Source organism: Fluviicola sp., from assembly GCF_039596395.1.
Lineage (GTDB): Bacteria > Bacteroidota > Bacteroidia > Flavobacteriales_D > Crocinitomicaceae > Fluviicola.
On sequence record NZ_JBCNJT010000001.1, the window covers coordinates 1,460,384 to 1,477,238 of the forward strand.

A 16,855-nucleotide genomic window follows, 5' to 3' on the forward strand; every position below is an offset into this window, starting at 1 on the left:
TCCATGAATAAATTATTAGCCTGGTTTACACCTGAAAATGATCGAAAAAGGAAATTCATCGCAATTGCTTTTACGCTTGTTATTTCCTTATTATTTACCGTCATGTGCATTTATTGGTGGGGAGATTATGGATTTGCCTTATTCGTAATCACTCCTCTTTTCATGGGAATTTGCCCCGTAATCATTTATGGTAAAAAGAAATCCATTACCAGGGCACAAGCCTTCAATGTTGCTGCCTTAACGCTTTTATTTTACTGTTTAACACTGGTTTTCCTGGCTATAGAAGGAGTCATTTGCATCATTATGGCTCTTCCTTTGGGATTAATCGTAGTTTGGCTCGGATCTGTTATCGGATATGAGATAATCAAGCGGAAACCAAACAGCGGAACTCCTACACTCATTACCTTGTTATTCATTATTCCCATTTTCAGCTTTGTAGAAAAAGATTCCAGGCCATCCGTTACTTCTGTAACGACGAGTATAGACATTGATGCCAATCCTTCGGTAGTTTGGAAAAATGTTGTGGAATTTCCGCAATTAAACGAGCCTACTGAATTCATTTTCAAAACCGGGATTGCTTATCCAATCAATGCAAAGATTCATGGAAACGGGGTAGGAGCTATTCGTTATTGTAATTTCACGACCGGAAGCTTTGTGGAACCGATTACTGTTTGGGATCAACCAAAACTCCTGTCTTTCGACGTGCTTGAACAGCCCGAACCTATGAAGGAAATTAGTTTTTGGGACATTGATGCGCCTCACCTGCACGATTATTTTGTTTCCAAAAAGGGACAATTCCGGTTAATTCCTCTTCCGAATGGAAAAACGCGCCTGGAAGGAACAACGTGGTATTACCACCGGATAAAACCGGAATTTTATTGGAGAATGTGGAGTAATTACATTGTTCATTCGATTCATAACAGAGTCCTGGAGCACATTAAAACCAACTCTGAAAAGAATTAACCAATTAGTACTGAACTGATAAGAATTATGAAAGCTGTTGAAATCATTATGATTCCCGTTGCCGACCAGCAAAAAGCAAAAGCATTTTATTTGAAGCTGGGATTTGAATTATTGATGGAAGCTCCTGCAGAGCATGGTGAAACCTGGATTCAAATGGGATTACCCGGTCAGAATGTAACGATCTCATTGGCGAAATTTCATGGAATTATCATCGAAACAGAAGATATCACTGCAAAGATGGAAGCCTTGAAGGAAGAAAACATACTGGTTGAACAAATGCATGAAACTCCCTGGGGGAAATTTGCATGGCTGAAAGATCCGGACGGAAACAGTTTATGCCTCCATCAGAAATAAACCGGATCATTAACATCATTTACCACAATCCGCCGGGAAAACTAAACAGTGATCCTTAACTTTGAGTCACTTAATTTCCTGTCCGTTGAACAGGCGGGAATAATTGATTTATTATGGCATCTTTTTCTGAAATCATCAACTCCGAAAAACCCGTTCTGGTCGACTTCTTTGCAACCTGGTGCGGCCCTTGTAAAACCATGCAGCCAATCCTGGATGACCTGAAATCCAAAGTCGGGAATTCAGCTTCCGTGCTGAAAGTAGATGTGGATAAAAATCCGCACGCTGCCGAAAAATACCAGGTGAGGAGTGTTCCGACTTTGATCTTGTTTAAAAATGGGAAAGTAGTGTGGAGACAATCAGGCGTGATGCAGGCAGGCCAATTGGCACAAATCATCAAACAGCATCAATAAGCAAAAAATGCATTTCTATTTGACGTAAATATTACGTCAAGTATTCGAAAAAAAAGAGCCCGCCGTGCCGCAACGGACTCTTTTCTTTGAGTTGAGTTGGTTATTGCAGGCTAGTTTAAAGTAATAGTCAATTCGTCCAAAGGAACACGTACTTTCTTCGCTTTTGCAAGGAAATCCGCTTCTTCATCCCTGTATCCCAAAGCAAGGATCACAGCAGACTGAAGTCCTTTTTCTTTCAATCCCAAAATTTCATCGAAAGCAGCATTGTCAAAACCTTCCATCGGTGTAGAATCCACTTTCAGGTTTGCAGCCGCAACAATAGCAGTTCCCAAGGCAATGTAAGCCTGTCTTGCTGCCCAGTTCTTTACAAATTCTTCCGGCATGCTTGCAAATCCTGACAATTTCTCTTTAAAGTCGTTTAAGCTTTCTACCGGAATGCCACGAGTTTTTGCAACCAGTTCAATATATTCGTCTACGTGAGTTTGTGAAACGTGTGTATAGGAAGCAAAAACCAATAGGTGAGAAGATTCCTTCACCTGCGGGTTAAATGATGCCGCCTGTAATTTTTCCTTGATCTCCGGATTGGAAACAACCAATACTCTGAAAGGCTGCATTCCTGCAGAAGTTGCTGTTAAATTGATTGCTTCCAGGATCTCTGTTACTTTCTCGTCTGATACTTTCTCAGATGTCATGCGTTTTACGGCGTATCGCCAGTTTAATGTGTCTATTAAATTCATCTTTCTGTGTTTTGAGGCAAAGGTACAATCGAATAGTTTCAAAAAGATATCGATATACTAAACGAAACTAGTTTCCACGGGTAAACCACCTTGTTTGTAATATGGCAAATTTGCGAATTTGAAATATCGAAGCAGGATTTGTTTTAGGCTAAATAGAATCGAAACAAATGTAAAGTATCCATCCGATTCGGTTTCATTGCTTAAATTTGAAAGAATAAAGACCTGGAATTGCGGGAAAATCCAAGTCTTGAAATCTTGCAGTCTTAATGTGCTAATATCCAAAACATGAAACTCCACGAAGGAAAAACATTCAATAAAGTTAATTACGCGAACAAACAGCTGATCAACAACGAGTTCAGCAATTGCCGGTTTGTGGATTGTGATTTCACCAAAAGCAACTTCAGCAGTATTGATTTCATTGACTGTGAATTTGTAAGCTGTAATTTCTCCCTAACCATTTTGAAACATTCCGGGATCAAAGACATTCATTTCAAGGATTGCAAGATCGTAGGAGTAGATTTCAGTGCCTGCAACGACTTTTTATTCTCCGTGAAATTCACAGACTGCAGCCTGGATTACGCCACTTTTCATTCCCGGAAGATGAAAAGCACCCAGTTTACCAACTGCGTGATCAAAGAAGTTGATTTTTCGGAAGCAGATCTGACACAAGCCGTATTCCGGAATTGTGATCTTACCAGAAGCATTTTCGACCGCAGCATCCTGGATAAAGCAGATTTCAGTTCGGCAATCAATTTTGAGATCAATCCGGAGCGCAACAGGTTGAAGAAGGCGATTTTCTCTTCCAATGGATTACTGGGATTGCTTACGAAATATGATTTGGTAGTGAAAGATTGACTCAGATTTCATTCATTATTCTTTCTCCCACAGAGGACACAGAGAGGTTCGCAGATATTCATTTTTATGAATAAATTAAAGTCTTGAAGATAGAGTAAGTTTTATTAGCTTCAAATACACCTAATTGTTCAAATATTTAAAATAACTCTTTTGATTCCATCGCCTGAAGGAACTTACAATAAAATAAGTTCCTCCTAATAAGAGAAATATTGAAAAAAACATATCAATCAGATCTGAATCCCACACTCGCCTATAAAAAACATCAATTCGTATTTCTTTTTTTGATTTAATATCTCTACAAACTAACTTATATGTTTTTGATTTTGAAAAGAACAGCTTATACCCTATATAATCATCATTAAGTTTTTCAAGAATAGAGTCATTGCATTCTGAGTGAATAATTTCGACACTACTAATTTTATTTCCAGTTCTTGAATTAAACATTTCTGAGTTATATGCTGTCATTTCGGGACCGTCATAAAATGTAAAAAGTCCAAACAACATAGTAAATGATCCCATTACTAAACGGCTGATAATATCCTTTGTCTTTGATTTATCAAATTCGGTAATTTTTGGCAGGTTAGGAATACGATGGAAAAAACTTAGTTTAATGTCATCTCTTTTTTGACCAACAAAAGAATTGTTATTGTTGATGATTCCCTCGAATTCAACCCATTCTTTGTCTTTTAATAATCCAAATTCAAGTATTACCTTTTCTTTTTTTATAGTACTTGTAATTTCAACGCCCTTACTAGTATTTGTTATCTTAAAATCCAACCAGATAATTTCATCAGCAGAAATCTCAATTTTATTTACTTTTTCAGTCAGATCTTTGTTGCCAAGACATAACACATGTCCTTTTATAAAAGTAATCTTATCATTTATCTCTACATCATTGTATTTAATTGTAAGATTTTCAAAATTTTTAAGTAAGTCATCTTGAAGGTTGATTTGCTTATCCTTTATGAAATAAAGTTTAGTTTTTTTACTCCTAACAAAAATAATAACACCAGGAATTCCAAGTAGTACAGTAATTATTAACGTGATTATCTCCATCTGATTAGTTTCTGATTTTCAATGAATTTAGTGCCACAAACTTAATGATCAATTTTACCAGTAACAAGTGACAAAGAACAGTAATTATTAACAAAAGCAAACAATTATGATCTTCTGCGAAATCTGTGCCCTCTGCGGGGAAACAAAAATTTCAGAGCGGGCCGCCCACTAACTAATAGCACATCACTCTCAAATCTCAGTTCTCACACTGAAAGAAAAGATGAGGCAAGAGTGAGTTTGAGTGTGAGAGAAGAGGGAAAAGAAAAAGGTGTAAACACTACCGCGTTTACACCTTTTCTTTTTGTAGCGAGACCGAGAGTTGAACTCGGGACCTCAGGGTTATGAATCCTGCGCTCTAACCAACTGAGCTATCTCGCCAGGTTTTCTTTTGCGCCTATTCCTGAAAGGCGAGTGCAAAGATAGTTACTTTTTTCATCTGTGCAAGCCTATGAACGGTCTTCTTCGTATAAAACTTTTGTGTTATGTTTTAGGAGCTTGAAAATCAAGCTAAAAAGCAATGCACCAACAATCCAATAAACATAACAAAGCCAGTTTTCAAGGGTCTTAGTCATGAAATATTCACGGATTCCGGCTACAAAAACAAAGCCCAATACCGTTGCAGAGATACCTGAATATTCCCGGCGAAGGATGGTTTTCATGGAAAAAGGAATAGTTCCTTTGATGTAATTCTTCATGCTTGGCCAGAAAGCCGGAACGGAGTTCGACCAGTTTACATAGCTCTCACCGAATTTACGCTCCAGGAAACGTTCTTCTGCAAACATGATACGCTCGTAATAGATCCAGAATAGCAAGCTCACGATGATAATAAAGTAAATATTGAATGTGAAGCATACGATCCCGATCCACATGAAATAATTCCCCAGATAAAGCGGGTGACGAACCGTTGAGTAGATTCCTTTTGTATTCAAAGCCTCGGCAACCTGTTCCTGTGTATTTCTTCCGGAAGTGTTCTTATTACTCGTTCCGATAGCAATAGCGCGGATTACCTGTCCTAAGATTGACATAGCAATAGCCGCTCCGGTACAAATGTAATACCAGCGCGCATCGTCCATAATGCATTGAACGTCTGTAAAATAAATTACAGGAACTGCTAAAACGAATAAAATAACTGGAATTTGTCCTCTGTACTTGAAGAGCTTGTTTCCGTTTTTTTCAAATGAATGTACTAACGCCATGAAAGAAATGTGTATATTTCGAAAATGATTTTTCGGCGCGAAGTTAACATTATTAAACTACTATGACAAATAAGGAACAATTCGAATTAGAATATGTATTAAAAACCTCACCACGGGTGCTGGATAAATTACTGTCAACACCTGACGGATTGAGCGAATGGTTTGCCGATGATGTTATTGTAAAAGACGATATGTACACCTTCCATTGGGATGGGAGTGAAGAACAAGCGCGATTAATTTCCAAAAAAGCAGGGGAGTCCATTAAATGGCAATGGCTGAATGACGAAGAAGACGAACTCGAAACGTACTTCGAAATGAAATACACCATTGATCCGATGACGAAAGTGGTAATCCTTACTGTTTCCGATTTTGCAGAACGCACTGAAAAAGATGAGATTGTCCGTCTCTGGGAATCACAAATCAGTGATTTACGCAGAGTAATCGGAGCATAACAAAACGTAGGCGCGCGATTAATCGCGCGCCTACGTTTTGTTTTTTATTTTATTTGACTTTTAATTCAATGCATTAATCGAATCCATCAGGTTCTTACTGATATCTTCCAGTGCAGCCTGTGAAAAATCAAATTTCAATCCGGCTGTTTCGTAAATTTCAGGAATGGATTTCGTATATCCCAGTGAAAGCGCGTTCTTGTAATCAGTCAATGCTTTCGCCGGATTCTTCTTGTAGTTGCTCCAAACACCCAGAGCACCCAACTGTGCAATTCCGTATTCAATATAGTAGAACGGCACTTCGAACAAGTGCAACTGTTTTTGCCAGGAACTTTCCAGAACAGCTTCGTATCCGTCGTAATCAACCAACCCTGTTCCGAAACGCTTACTCAATCTCAGCCATTCCTGCGTTCTTTCTGCTGTGGAATGGTTCGGATGCGTATAGATCCAATGCTGGAAAGCATCAATGGTAGCAATCCACGGCAATACTTTCACAACCGATTCCAATTGCTCCAGTTTGGCGCGTCTCAAATCATTTTCATCGGTGTAGAATTCGTTCCACAACTCCATGGTCAGTAATTCCATGGACATGGAAGCCAATTCCGCTACTTCAGAAGGTAAGGATTTAAATCCGGTCAATTCCAGGTCGCGGCTCAGGAATGAATGAACAGCGTGCCCGCCTTCGTGCACCATCGTTGTTAAATCGCGTTGCGCTCCGGCAGCATTCATGAAAATAAACGGAATACCGGATTCGTAAAGCGGGTAGTTGTATCCTCCCGGAGCTTTCCCGGCTTTCGAATCCAAGTCCAGGAACCCGCCCGTTTTCATGGTTTTCAGGCAATCTCCGAAATAAATATCCAGCTTTTGGAAAACTGCAATGGATTTATCCAGTAATTCTTCCCCGTTTTGGAACGGTTTCAAAGGAGCCAATCCATCCGGATCTACTTCCGAATCCCATGGCTTCAATTTGGACTTGCCTAATTTCTCCAGCTTTTTCAGGTTCAATTGTCTTACGATCGGAACTATCAGTTTCTCAATTGCTTCATGGAAAGCCAAACAATCTTCCACCGTATAATCGAACCGGCCCAATGCTTTGAACTTGTATTCGCGGTAATCTTTGCAATCTGCATTCTTCGCAACCTGGTTCCGTAATTGGATCAACTGATTGAATAAATCATCCAATGCATCTCGGTCCTGCAGTCTGCGGGCTGAAATCAATTCATAAACTTCTTTTCTGACGCTTTCATCCGGATCTTTCAGGAAATTGGCTGCCTGTGGCATGGTCCATTCTTTCCCTTTGTAAGTAATCATCTGCTTACCTGAAATAGCGCCAAACTGCTGGCTCAAGGTGCTCAATTCGGTTTCCAATGCAATATTCTCTTCACGGAACAATTCCAGTGCAGACTGAACTCCTCTGAAATAAATGGCATATGCTTTATCTTCGGCCAATTCCTTCACAAAAGGAGAAGCCATCATTTTTTGGTTCAACGAATCCTCGAAAGGAGCCAGGTTCGGCTGGATCTCAGTCACGAAAAACTGGTACGATTCCGTTAATTTTTCATCCAGCGTATTGATCGTCATTTTGATATAGCGCCAGGCCATATTTTCTTCCAGTACAGCTTCCAGTTCGCTCTTGTCGGAAAGCCAGCGCTTAAATGATTCTTTGGAAGATATATCCCTGTTTTGAAGGTCTAAAAGATAAGATTCTACGGATTTCCAACTTTCGCAGGTGAAGTCGGCTGAAACAAATTTTCTCATAACACAAAAATAAAAAAAGGGATAAAAAAAAGTAGGGACACGAAGCTTCGCGTCCCTACTTTTTGTGAATATTTTGGAATAATTACTTTCCTCTGGAAGAACCTGTTTTAGGCGCAGCCACTTTTTTAGCGCTGGTAGCTTTAGCAGACGCTTTTGCCGGAGCCTTTGCAGCAGGAGTTTTAGCAGTAGTTGCTGCTTTTGGGGCTGCTTTCTTGGCTGGAGCTTTTTTCGCAGGTGCTTTTTCTTCTTTTGCTTCTTTAGCTTCTCCGTCTTCTTTCTTAGCTGCTGTTTTTGGTGCTTTTTTCTCTTTTGCAGGAGCCGCTTCTTTTTCTTCTTCTTTTTCCTCAGGTACCAATGCACCTGCTTTCAATAACAAGTTATACCACTGGAAGATTTTCTTGATATCGGAAGCATAAACACGCTCCTGGTCGAAATTAGGAAGAACTTCAATCAAATAAGCCTTCAACTTATTTTGATCTTCTTTGTGAGAAATGGTTTCCTTTCCTTTCTCTTTTTCAAAAATCGAAGTGAAGATTTCTTTCAACGGTTTGTCATCATCGTATGTGTAGATAGAAATGTCATCCAAAGCGGAAATTCTGTCTGAAGCATACGCAGGAACGCGTTTTTTATCTTCCAGCGATTCTACAATGATGTTGTTTTTACCTTGTGCCAACACTTTATAAAGTCCTGGTTTTCCTGAAATAGCAATGATACCTGTTAAATTCATTCGATTAATTTATTTGCGCCAAAAATACGGCTTCTTTTTAATTCTTCACAATTTTCACCTGAAAGTATTGAACATCGGTGTGGATAACTAAATAATATGTTCCATTTTTCAACTCCGAAATGGAAATTTCGTGCTTTGCTTCAGAAATTGTTTTTACCACTCTTCCCTGAACATCAATCACTTGCAATCCCGTTACGGGAACAGTTGCATCAATTGTGAGGTTACCCGCTGTAGGATTCGGGTATACCTGAATTTGATTCGCCAGTTCTTCAATTCCTAACGAAGGATTGTAAGGTTGTGAAAAAACTTCACATCCGTCGGTGCTTGTACGGGAAACCGTGAAGTTGGAAGAAGTCGGTAAAGTGATTGTATAAATGGTGTTTGTCGCCCCGGGAATCGCAACTCCGTTTTCATACCACTGCAGGCTCGGGTAAGGATCTGTTGAAAGCAAAGTTCCGTTCACATAAACTACCGGAGCGGGTGGAGCAGAAAGGGCTACAACGGAAAGCGTATCGGAGTAGGAAACACATCCGTTTTGATCGTAAGCCATAAAATATACATCTCCGGAAGCTGTTAAGGCGGAACTCAAAGTGGTATCTCCATTCATCCATTCAATCGAGTATCCCGGAATAGAAGCCGTTGAAACAGCCAGGTCTCCCGGACAAAACAGCGAATCTGCAGTAATTGTAGTAGTAAAGTTTGATTGCAACATCGTATTTAAAGCGTGAATTTTACCATATCCATAAGCATTGTTCGGAATGGTTCCGGTGAATGCATCGGTAAATGCGGTTGAATGAATCGCATCCAGGAAGCTCTGGTAATTTCCTTTCGAACATTTTTCCAGGTAAAGTGCCGCAATTCCCGCTACCATCGGAGAAGCCATGGAAGTTCCACCGTTACGCACGTGCAAACCGTCATCAGACATGGAAGCGTTCCATCCCGGATCGTTCAGCAACCAAAACGGACCTGCACTCAAAGTCACGTCGCCGCAAGCCACCAAATCCGGCTTGATGTGTCCGCGTCTGGTAGGCCCTTTCGAAGAATTCGGGGATAATTCACCCACTGCCGCCGTGTAGGAAGGAGCAGGAGTGTAGTAGTTCCCGTTTTTGTCCAAATGCCCGAAGCGGTTGCGGATATTTCCCACGGTCACCACTTTCGGGGAACAGTTCCAGGAAGAAACGATTGTTTGCAACGTATCTGCCATATTATAATGTACAATATTCGGATAAACCGCCGCTGAAGGAAGCCCCGTTGTCAGCATGTCGTTCAGGGAAATGGAAACGGAACCGCTCCATGCATCGTAATTCCCTGTACCGGTTGTTTTCAGTGCATATAAATAGCTGGTAGAATCGACGTTATTGAGGTAAAACTCCAGATGCAGGTTCGGACCTACAATTTCCGGGTAAATTTCCATGGTTGCAATGCGATTCGATCCATTCCACAAGGTGTCGCGGATCACTGTTCCAATTCCGGTATTTGCTGCCCGGTAGATGGTTTGAGCCCGCTGCTGGAAACTTCCGCTTCCCTGGTTTGCTGCCCAGGCATAGTTCCATCCGGCATCCGAAAGGTCTGTCCATAAATCCAGGTAAACGGTATTCGCTCCCAGCTGGCTTGCCGGATTCGGTTTTACCCAAACGAAGGAAGTGTCCGCATCGATATCGTCGTGAACGTGGTATTTTCCCCAGGAACCCGAGTTTCCGGCTGCACAGACAATGATTCGCCCGCTTTTTTCATCCAGTAAATTATCCATCAAAACTGCAGCTGGGTCTGTTCCGTCATGACTTCCCAAATAGCTTCCTACCGATAGATTCACTACAGCAGGAAGTCCAAGCTGGTCTGCTGTCTTGAATACAAAATCACAGGCATCTGCCACGGTCATGGTCCAGTTGGGTAAATTAAAGTTCGTTTCAATAACAATAATCTTTGCTTCGGGAGCCATTCCGGTTTCCCGTCCGCTTGCCAGTCCGTTGGAAACACCCGCTCCTGCAACGGATGTACCGTGAGCCGAAGATTCTTCCATACTTCCGCAGGTTCCGGCCTGGATCTGGGCTCCGGTCCATAATTGCCCGTATCCGTAAGGCTGCGGTGTATTTGAAGCAACCGGTAAAGTGTGGTCCCAATAATAAAGTACACGTGTATTTCCGTTTGCATCTCTGAAATCCGGGTGATTGTAATCCAATCCCTGATCCACAAATGCCACAATGACATCTTTTCCTTTAAAGGATGTTTGCAATCCTCCCAATCCCTGGTGAACGGGTTTTACATAATGCTTCACCAAACTGGAATCGTTTAGCGGTTTCGGCATGGAAAATTCCAGGTAAAAGGATTTGATGAGTTTGGAATCCATTGCCTGGCGGATCCATTCCGGCGTTGCCTGAATATAAATCCATTCGCGGGTGACCTGTTTCACAGAAATTTCCTTCACAGCCAGCAAAGCATCCAGGTTACCTGTATTCGTAACAGCAAAGGCAGCAGGAACAGTCCCTTGTTCGGCCACTAATTTCTTAAACCGGAAATTATCTGTTTGTGCAAAACCTTGTGCCGAATTAATCAAAATTAATCCTGCTATGAATAATATTTTATTTATTTTCACCGCTTGTCGTAGTAGTTTTCCTATGAACATATTTTTAAACCTTTAATAAAGAATACTCAGAATATCTTTTCGCAAATTAAGATATTTGTTTAAAAGGAATTGTATTCCTCTCAAAAAAAGAATTATATAGTCATGAAGAAAAGAATCCTCACATTGTCATTGGCCCTGTTCTCCGTAGGTGTAATGAACTTTATTTACGGTCAGAAATCAGAAGAAGTTAAAAACTGGTACAATGGCCCGACTCCAGGGATGAATACGGAAAAAGCTTATTCAGCGTTGAAAAAGCAGCAATCTACAACCGTTATTGTAGCGGTAATTGATTCAGGAATTGATATTGAGCACAAAGACTTACAGGGAAAGATCTGGACCAATGAAGATGAAATTCCGAACAACGGAATTGACGATGATAAGAACGGATACATTGATGACGTTCACGGATGGAATTTCCTTGGAAACCCGAACGGACAGAACCAGAACTATGCACGTTTGGAAAAAACACGTATCTGTGCCGAACTGCATGCAAAATTCAAAGATAAGTCAGAAGCGGATATCGCCGCAGCAGATAAAGCAGATTACGCTCAATACCAGAAGCTTTTAAAAGAGATCGAAGCAGAGCGCCAGGAAAACCTGGGAGCTTTGGAGCAATATACGCAGTTGGCAGAAATGTTCCCGACTTTGAAAGCAAAACTGATCGAGAAATTAGGTGCTAATTTTACAGAGAAAGACGTAGATGCATGGAAACCGGAATCTCCGCAGGATATGCAATTAAAGCAAATCGGTAAGTACATTGCAAACGGCCAGTTGTCTGAAGATGCTATTAAAGAAGGCATTCAGCATTTGAACGGAAGTGCTAACTACCAATTGAATATGGAATACAACGACCGCGAGTTTATCGGTGACAACCCAGATGATTTCAGTGATGTTCATTACGGAAACAGCGACGTGGAAGGGCCGGATGCTTTGCACGGTACACACGTTGGGGGTATCATCGGTGCTACACGACACAATGACCTGGGAGGTGACGGTGTTGCTGAAAATGTTCGTTTGATGTCAGTTCGCGCAGTTCCGGATGGAGATGAGCAGGATAAAGATGTGGCTTTGGCCATTCGCTATGCAGTAGATAACGGAGCTTCCGTGATCAACATGTCATTCGGTAAAGCTTATTCCAAGCACCAGAAAGAAGTTTACGATGCATTGGCATATGCCGATTCAAAAGGAGTTTTGTTGGTTCACGCAGCAGGAAACGACGGGGTGAACTTAGACGAGAACCCGAATTTCCCAACGAATGAATATTCATTCCAATCCAAGCCATTGGATATGTACATCTGTGTAGGAGCATCTACGAGAGATAAAAAACATTTGGCTGCTGATTTCTCCAACTACAGCTCCCGCCAGGTAAATATCTTTGCTCCGGGATTTGAGATCTACAACACCGTTCCGCAAAGCGATTATAAAATCCTTCAGGGAACTTCCATGGCTGCGCCGATGGTTTCCGGTGTTGCTGCATTGCTGAAGTCTTATTTCCCTTCTTTAAGTATGAAGGAAATTAAAGACATTATGCTGGCTTCAGCGAAACAATACAAAGGAACAATGATCCCTGCACCGGGAACAGGTTCTTCCGTAGATTTCGGAACACTTTCTTCAACGGGCGGAGTTATTGACATCTCTGCTGCTGTGAAAATGTGCCAGGCAAAAGTTAAAAAGTAACTCGATTACACAATTATTATAAGTTATGCCGTCTGAACAAGCGTTTGGACGGCTTTTTTTATCGCTTATGAAAACACTGAAATTCATTCCGGTTTTACTGATGGGGCTTTATTTCCTTACAGGCTTCACCGGTCCGAAACCGACGGAGAAAGAAACGATCGATCGCCTGATGGACGAATGGCATTCGGCTGCGGCACAGGCAAACTACGCCAACTACTTCGCGTTTATGTCCGACAATTTCATCTACCTGGGAACAGACCCGGGCGAACGTTGGGATAAAGACGCATTCGGCAGATTCTGCAAACCGTATTTCGATAAAGGAAAAGGCTGGGATTTCCGGAAAATCGAACGCCACATTGAAATTTCCAAAGACGGGAAATTTGCCTGGTTTGATGAAAAGATCAGCACCTGGATGAAAGATTGCCGGGGAAGCGGTGTGCTAATGAAAGTAGGAAAAGAATGGAAGATCTGCCAGTACAACCTGGCTGTTCTGATCGAAAACGATAAAATCCAAGACTTTATTCGACTCCGTGAGTTGATAAAGGAATAAAGATTAGATACTTACATTAACTTTTTTTAGCTCAGATAAAATTAATCCTCGTACGGTTTTTGGTATCTTAAAGAAAACCAAAGTCATGAAACGATTAGTTTATTTGGGGTTGATCATGTTGGCCGGGCCAACATTCAGCACATTCGCTCAGGAAAGTGACAGTACCGGCATGCCGGGAGATAATTTCGATTTACAGGGAGCCTTAAACCTTTTTAAAGAATCCAAAAACCTGGAAGACTTCGAGAAGAAGTTAAATACAGAGGCGAACCATGTAAACAACCTGGATTTGGACGGAGATAACAAGATTGATTACATCCGTGTCATCGATAAAAAAGATGGGAATAGCCACGCCGTTTTGCTCCAAATCCCTGTCAACAAAAAAGAAAACCAGGATATCGCAGCCATTGCGATTGAGAAACGCTCCGATAAGGAAGCGCAGCTTCAGATTATCGGGAACGAAACGATCTACGGGGAAGAAACCATCATGGAGCCGATTGATGAAAAGGAAATCAAACGGTCAAGCGGTCCTGCAACACTTTCAGCGCCGGTAGTTGTTTTCGTCAATGTTTGGTATTGGCCTTGTGTGCAATACATGTACGATCCTTTTTACGATCCGTGGTATTCACCGTATTACTGGGACTATTATCCTTCCTGGTGGTATCCGTGGAGACCGGTTTATTACACCGTTTATTACCAGCAAATGTATTACTACCACGGTTGGTGCCAATACACTCCGTATTATCACGTTCCGCAAGCACATGCTATTTACGTATCGAATCATTCCAACAGTAACACTGTTCGAAAAAGATATGAACCGCAGCGTACCGCATACCGGGGAAGATCAGTTTACAATCAGTCGGCTAACGGGTCCAAAGGACGTGTAGAAACCGGAACACCGCAAACAACAAACGGAAGGGTAAACGGAACCAAAGCAGAACCGGTTCGTCCGACAGCAAATCCGGAACGTCAGACCATCAATAGGGATGCTCCGAGACCGATGCGTGAAAACGGAAACAACGGCGGAACGATACGAAATGAAAATAACGGGAATCAAAGAACCATTGATCCTCCGAGAAGAAATCCAACTACAGCGCCGCAGCCGCGACCTGTAGAAAGACCACAACGGATAGAACCGCAGCCAAGACCCATTGAAAGAAGTCCGCAGCGGGTAAATCCTCAGCCACAACGACAAACACAACCTGCTCCAGTAAGACAGGCTCCGGTAAACAGACCGGTGATCAGACCTGGCGGTGGAGGCGGAAGACGTTAAAATAGTAGTAACATAAAACAAGCAGGGCCGTCCCGGATAATCCGGGACGGCCCATTTTATTGAAAGCAATGCTTATGACCGCGCTAACGCTTGTCTTATCGAAAGCAGTGCTTTCTCTTATTTTTTCTTTCTATTCTTAGCTTGCTCCAACTGAGCTTTTTGCGCATCTTCCAAACGCTGCATGAAGCTCGATTTCTTTTTAGGGGCTGCTGCTCCTTTTTTAGCAGAATTCACCTGCGCTTCAGCCATTTTCGCTTTCAATTTCTCTTCGTCTACGAAGAAACGCTTGATCACAAACATCAGGATGATGGTCATCAACGTAGAAATGAAGTAATAATAACTCAAACCGGAAGAGTAATTGTTGAAGAAGAAGATCATCATAATCGGGAACATGTACATAATGATTTTCATGTTCGGCATTCCCGGCTGTTGCTGCTGCGTCATGTTTGACGAATTCAAATGCGTATATGCCAGCGTTGTTACCGCCATCAATAAGGTAAACAAAGAGATGTGATTACCATATAGCGGAATGTACGTTCCGAAATCCCAGATCGAGTCGAATGAAGACAAATCTTCCGCCCAAAGGAATCCGCGTTGTCTCAGATCAAAAGTTGCAGGGAAGAAACGGAATACTGCCAGCAAAATCGGCATCTGGAATAACATCGGAACACAACCGGCAAGGGGAGAAGCTCCCGAAGCACGGTAAAGCGCCATCATATCCATTTGCTTTTTCATAGCATCTTCCTTATTCGGATACTTCGCATTGATCTCGTCGATTTGCGGTTTCAGAATACGCATCTTGGCAGATGAGACGAACATCTTCCACTGAACCGGCATCAACACCAATTTCAGGATAATCGTCAGCAATAAGATCGCCAAACCTGCATTTACACCTAAATTCAGGAAGAAAGTAAACACCGGCTGAACTGCATACAGGTTGATCCATCGGAAAACACCCCAACCTAAGTTCAGGATATCGTCGTAATCTTTATCGTAAGCAGCTAACGTATGGTAATCGTTTGGCCCGAAATACCAGGAGAAACTGGCTTTTCCGTCTTTCACGGACTGCATTCCCAGGTTCAAACGTGAACGGTATTTGCGAATGTGTGTAAAGAAATGGTCGGAACCTTCTTTGTAATTGGTCGATGTAAATTTCGTTCCTTTTACTTTGAATCCATTATCTGCATCCAGGATAGAGGAGAAGTAGCTTTGTTTGTAAGCCACCCATTTTTTATCGGTTTCAGCTACTTTGTAGCTTTCTGCCACTTCGCTGTTCCAATCCAGCTTGCCATCCATTCCTTCGTAACAAATCGTGGAAACTTTACGCTGCTCGGAAAGCAAACGCTCTGAACGAAGCATTTCCATTTGCCAGTCAAGCATCACCGAATTCGGCAACACTTTTCCGTTCAGGTCTTTCATTTCGATCGTATAACCTACATCGTATCCGCCTTTCAGGTTGTACGTATAAATGATCGATCCGTCGGCAACGTCGTGTTTCAAAACAACTTTGGTCTTTGATTTCGAAACGATCTCAAACTCCTTGTTTCCTGTTACGTATTTGTTTCCTGCAATGTTGAAGATCAATTGGTTGGTATGGTCTCCGTCTTTGAACAGGTAAAGCGGTGTAATCTTGTTGTCTTTTTTCGCGAAGTTTACGTACGATTCGTATTCTTTCAACTGCACGGCAGAAACAATTCCACCTCTGGTAGAAAGGTCAACGATCAGCTTTTCGGACTCCAACCGAACGATTTCCCCTTTAACCAGGACATTCGAAGGAACTTTTGCTTTAGCAGCAATGATCGTATCTTTCTTTGTCTTTTCATTGACATACACCAAACCTCCTTTTTCGTCCTTGATCTGGTTTCCATCTTTGTCTTTCTTAGCAACCAGAACCGGTTTGTTCTTGTTTGCCTTCTCTGTAGAATCAGCATCTTTCTTTGCTTGTTCTGCTAATTCTCTTTGCTCTTTTTGCTTGGCTTTAACCTCTTTTTCACTTGGCTGGCTCATGTATGTGAACACCACCAATAAGGCACCGATAAGCGTAAGACCAATAACTGTATTCCTATCCATTCGTGTTTATTTGTTTTAAATTAATCGACCAGTGTTCGATTAATTATTTTTCAGTTTAACATCTTGTTATCCGCCACCGCGGATGTATTTTCGATAAATGCTCATGACTGCACTACCGTTTTCTCATTATTCGCTACCGCGAATATCTTTTTCGATAAAG

Annotated in this window: 15 protein-coding genes and 1 tRNA gene; 8 read left to right on the forward strand and 8 right to left on the reverse strand. The window is 41.7% G+C overall.

Translation table 11 applies throughout. The annotated features are described in order from the left end of the window. Positions 1 to 3 precede the first annotated feature (3 nt). From ABDW02_RS06415 to trxA, 3 genes are all read left to right on the forward strand, one after another. Entirely contained in the window at positions 4 to 963 is a 960-nt protein-coding gene (locus ABDW02_RS06415) for a hypothetical protein (protein WP_343633276.1), read from the forward strand. A gap of 27 nt (positions 964 to 990) precedes the next feature. Further along, positions 991 to 1,317, forward strand: coding sequence for a VOC family protein (locus ABDW02_RS06420; protein ID WP_343633278.1), 327 nt, complete (start codon positions 991 to 993; stop codon positions 1,315 to 1,317). A 113-nt stretch (positions 1,318 to 1,430) separates the two neighbouring features. Beyond that, a complete protein-coding gene (gene trxA, locus ABDW02_RS06425; RefSeq protein ID WP_343633280.1) occupies positions 1,431 to 1,727 on the forward strand; it encodes a thioredoxin in 297 nt (98 codons plus the stop codon). Positions 1,728 to 1,837: 110 nt separating this feature from the next. Here trxA and ABDW02_RS06430 read toward each other — a convergent pair whose 3' ends face one another. Beyond that, entirely contained in the window at positions 1,838 to 2,464 is a 627-nt protein-coding gene (locus tag ABDW02_RS06430; RefSeq protein WP_343633282.1) for an NAD(P)H-dependent oxidoreductase, read from the reverse strand. A 285-nt stretch (positions 2,465 to 2,749) separates the two neighbouring features. Between ABDW02_RS06430 and ABDW02_RS06435 the strand changes: the two genes are divergently transcribed. Then, a complete protein-coding gene (locus ABDW02_RS06435; RefSeq protein ID WP_343633284.1) occupies positions 2,750 to 3,319 on the forward strand; it encodes a pentapeptide repeat-containing protein in 570 nt (189 codons plus the stop codon). 120 nt (positions 3,320 to 3,439) lie between these two features. Here the strand turns inward: ABDW02_RS06435 and ABDW02_RS06440 are convergent, their stop codons facing one another. The 3 genes from ABDW02_RS06440 to ABDW02_RS06450 form a co-directional block, all read right to left on the reverse strand. Next, a complete protein-coding gene (locus tag ABDW02_RS06440) occupies positions 3,440 to 4,375 on the reverse strand; it encodes a hypothetical protein (RefSeq protein WP_343633286.1) in 936 nt (311 codons plus the stop codon). Positions 4,376 to 4,679: 304 nt separating this feature from the next. Then, positions 4,680 to 4,753: transfer RNA gene (locus tag ABDW02_RS06445), tRNA-Met, on the reverse strand. A gap of 68 nt (positions 4,754 to 4,821) precedes the next feature. Continuing rightward, the gene (locus ABDW02_RS06450) at positions 4,822 to 5,571 is read right to left on the reverse strand and encodes an isoprenylcysteine carboxylmethyltransferase family protein (protein ID WP_343633288.1); all 750 of its coding nucleotides are present in this window, start codon (positions 5,569 to 5,571) and stop codon (positions 4,822 to 4,824) included. Positions 5,572 to 5,633: 62 nt separating this feature from the next. Here ABDW02_RS06450 and ABDW02_RS06455 point away from each other — a divergent pair, with 62 nt between their 5' ends. Then, positions 5,634 to 6,023 carry an START-like domain-containing protein gene (locus ABDW02_RS06455; RefSeq protein ID WP_343633290.1) on the forward strand — a complete coding sequence of 130 codons (390 nt, stop codon included), beginning with the start codon at positions 5,634 to 5,636 and terminating at the stop codon, positions 6,021 to 6,023. Between the two features lie 60 nt (positions 6,024 to 6,083). On the opposite strand, the gene ABDW02_RS06460 is transcribed toward ABDW02_RS06455, so the two are convergent. The 3 genes from ABDW02_RS06460 to ABDW02_RS06470 form a co-directional block, all read right to left on the reverse strand. Beyond that, positions 6,084 to 7,778, reverse strand: coding sequence for a M3 family oligoendopeptidase (locus ABDW02_RS06460; RefSeq protein ID WP_343633292.1), 1,695 nt, complete (start codon positions 7,776 to 7,778; stop codon positions 6,084 to 6,086). 82 nt (positions 7,779 to 7,860) lie between these two features. Then, positions 7,861 to 8,505 (reverse strand): DUF5606 domain-containing protein, encoded by a 645-nt coding sequence (locus ABDW02_RS06465; protein ID WP_343633294.1) that lies wholly within the window; start codon positions 8,503 to 8,505, stop codon positions 7,861 to 7,863. 37 nt (positions 8,506 to 8,542) lie between these two features. Beyond that, positions 8,543 to 11,059 carry a S8/S53 family peptidase gene (locus tag ABDW02_RS06470; RefSeq protein WP_343633296.1) on the reverse strand — a complete coding sequence of 839 codons (2,517 nt, stop codon included), beginning with the start codon at positions 11,057 to 11,059 and terminating at the stop codon, positions 8,543 to 8,545. A 171-nt stretch (positions 11,060 to 11,230) separates the two neighbouring features. Here ABDW02_RS06470 and ABDW02_RS06475 point away from each other — a divergent pair, with 171 nt between their 5' ends. The 3 genes from ABDW02_RS06475 (at position 11,231) to ABDW02_RS06485 (ending at position 14,625) form a co-directional block, all read left to right on the forward strand. Continuing rightward, entirely contained in the window at positions 11,231 to 12,805 is a 1,575-nt protein-coding gene (locus tag ABDW02_RS06475) for a S8 family peptidase (protein WP_343633298.1), read from the forward strand. 67 nt (positions 12,806 to 12,872) lie between these two features. Then, positions 12,873 to 13,355, forward strand: a complete 483-nt coding sequence (locus tag ABDW02_RS06480; protein ID WP_343633300.1) for a nuclear transport factor 2 family protein — start codon at positions 12,873 to 12,875, stop codon at positions 13,353 to 13,355. Between the two features lie 85 nt (positions 13,356 to 13,440). Further along, on the forward strand, positions 13,441 to 14,625 hold the full coding sequence (locus tag ABDW02_RS06485; protein ID WP_343633302.1) for a hypothetical protein: 1,185 nt from the start codon (positions 13,441 to 13,443) through the stop codon (positions 14,623 to 14,625). A 117-nt stretch (positions 14,626 to 14,742) separates the two neighbouring features. Here the strand turns inward: ABDW02_RS06485 and yidC are convergent, their stop codons facing one another. Continuing rightward, positions 14,743 to 16,695, reverse strand: a complete 1,953-nt coding sequence (gene yidC / locus ABDW02_RS06490) for a membrane protein insertase YidC (RefSeq protein ID WP_343633304.1) — start codon at positions 16,693 to 16,695, stop codon at positions 14,743 to 14,745. Positions 16,696 to 16,855: the final 160 nt, after the last annotated feature.

What these genes read in the sequence shown, in the direction of transcription:
- ABDW02_RS06415 (WP_343633276.1), top strand. Translation starts at nt 4, where the DNA reads ATGAATAAATTATTAGCCTGGTTTACACCTGAAAATGATCGAAAAAGG.
- ABDW02_RS06420 (WP_343633278.1), top strand. Translation starts at nt 991, where the DNA reads ATGAAAGCTGTTGAAATCATTATGATTCCCGTTGCCGACCAGCAAAAA.
- trxA (WP_343633280.1), top strand. Translation starts at nt 1,431, where the DNA reads ATGGCATCTTTTTCTGAAATCATCAACTCCGAAAAACCCGTTCTGGTC.
- ABDW02_RS06430 (WP_343633282.1), bottom strand. Translation starts at nt 2,464, where the DNA reads ATGAATTTAATAGACACATTAAACTGGCGATACGCCGTAAAACGCATG.
- ABDW02_RS06435 (WP_343633284.1), top strand. Translation starts at nt 2,750, where the DNA reads ATGAAACTCCACGAAGGAAAAACATTCAATAAAGTTAATTACGCGAAC.
- ABDW02_RS06440 (WP_343633286.1), bottom strand. Translation starts at nt 4,375, where the DNA reads ATGGAGATAATCACGTTAATAATTACTGTACTACTTGGAATTCCTGGT.
- ABDW02_RS06450 (WP_343633288.1), bottom strand. Translation starts at nt 5,571, where the DNA reads ATGGCGTTAGTACATTCATTTGAAAAAAACGGAAACAAGCTCTTCAAG.
- ABDW02_RS06455 (WP_343633290.1), top strand. Translation starts at nt 5,634, where the DNA reads ATGACAAATAAGGAACAATTCGAATTAGAATATGTATTAAAAACCTCA.
- ABDW02_RS06460 (WP_343633292.1), bottom strand. Translation starts at nt 7,778, where the DNA reads ATGAGAAAATTTGTTTCAGCCGACTTCACCTGCGAAAGTTGGAAATCC.
- ABDW02_RS06465 (WP_343633294.1), bottom strand. Translation starts at nt 8,505, where the DNA reads ATGAATTTAACAGGTATCATTGCTATTTCAGGAAAACCAGGACTTTAT.
- ABDW02_RS06475 (WP_343633298.1), top strand. Translation starts at nt 11,231, where the DNA reads ATGAAGAAAAGAATCCTCACATTGTCATTGGCCCTGTTCTCCGTAGGT.
- ABDW02_RS06480 (WP_343633300.1), top strand. Translation starts at nt 12,873, where the DNA reads ATGAAAACACTGAAATTCATTCCGGTTTTACTGATGGGGCTTTATTTC.
- ABDW02_RS06485 (WP_343633302.1), top strand. Translation starts at nt 13,441, where the DNA reads ATGAAACGATTAGTTTATTTGGGGTTGATCATGTTGGCCGGGCCAACA.
- yidC (WP_343633304.1), bottom strand. Translation starts at nt 16,695, where the DNA reads ATGGATAGGAATACAGTTATTGGTCTTACGCTTATCGGTGCCTTATTG.